Source organism: Mycoplasmopsis gallinarum DSM 19816, assembly GCF_000621085.1.
In the GTDB taxonomy this organism is placed as follows: Bacteria; Bacillota_I; Bacilli_A; order Mycoplasmatales; family Metamycoplasmataceae; genus Mycoplasmopsis; species Mycoplasmopsis gallinarum.
The window spans coordinates 1-1,416 of sequence record NZ_JHZE01000003.1; the positions used below are offsets into that span (position 1 = coordinate 1).

At 46.6% G+C, this 1,416-nt stretch carries 1 rRNA gene; it reads right to left on the minus strand.

Annotated features, from left to right (window positions below):
• Positions 1 to 91: 91 nt before the first annotated feature.
• Positions 92 to 1,416: ribosomal RNA gene (locus Q346_RS0100060) — 23S ribosomal RNA — on the minus strand; the annotation flags it as partial.

Here is a 1,416-nt window from a genome sequence, read left to right on the forward strand (position 1 = left end):
TTAAATAAAAAAACGCCTTGTGGCGCAAGTTCTCTGAAAACTGAATAGTAATAATGATTTATTGAAATGTCTTAAGACACATCATTGTAAATAATTTAAACCGATCGATTTATTAGTAATGGTCAGCTGAACGTATTACTACGCTTACACCCCCATCCTATCAACCTCATAGTCTATAAGGAATCTCAAGGGAATACTTATCTCTGAGGAGGCTTCCCACTTAGATGCTTTCAGCGGTTATCCTTTCCGTACTTAGCTACCCTGCTATGCTGCTGGCGCAACAACAGGAACACCAGTGGTACGTCCACTCCGGTCCTCTCGTACTAAGAGCGGCTCTCATCAATATTCCAACGCCCACATCAGATAGGGACCAAACTGTCTCACGACGTTTTGAACCCAGCTCGCGTACCGCTTTAATGGGCGAACAGCCCAACCCTTGGAACCGACTCCAGCTCCAGGATGCGATGAGCCGACATCGAGGTGCCAAACCTTGCCGTCGATGTGATCTCTTGGGCAAGATAAGCCTGTTATCCCCAGGGTAACTTTTATCCGTTGAGCGACTGCCATTCCACAATGTACAGCCGGATCACTAAGTCCTGCTTTCGCACCTGCTCGACTTGTAAGTCTCACAGTCAAGCACACTTCTACCTTTGCGCTCTACATACGGTTTCTGACCGTATTGAGTGTACCTTTGAACGCCTCCGTTACTCTTTAGGAGGCGACCGCCCCAGTCAAACTACCCACCACGCACTGTCCTCCCACCCGATTATGATGGCAAGTTAGAAACTCAATATAACAAGGGTGGTATTTCAAGGATGACTCCAACAGAACTGGCGTCCTGTCTTCACTGTCTCCCACCTATCCTACACATGTTAGACCAAATTTCAATACGAAGTTATAGTAAAGCTCCATGGGGTCTTTTCGTCTTGATGCGGGTACCCAGCGTTTTCACTGGGACCATAATTTCACCGAGTCTAGTGTTGAGACAGTTGAGAGATCATTGCGCCTTTCGTGCAGGTCAGTATTTAGCCGACAAGGAATTTCGCTACCTTAGGACCGTTATAGTTACGGCCGCCGTTCACCCGGGCTTCATTTCAACGCTTCGCATAAGCTAACGCATCCACTTAACCTTCGGGCACTGGGCAGGCTTCACCCCCTATACATCACCTTGCGGTTTAGCAGAGAGCTGTGTTTTTGATAAACAGTTGCCCCTCATAATTTACTGTGACCCATGTATTACCATGGGTGCCCCTTCTTGCGAACTTACGGGGTCATTTTGCAGAGTTCCTTAACACTAGTTTTCTCGCTCGCCTTAGAATACTCATCTTGGGGACGTGTGTCCGTTCTCGGTACAGGTTTCCATAAATTTAAGTTTAGAAACTTTTCTTGGAAGTATGAAATCATTTAATTCGCCTT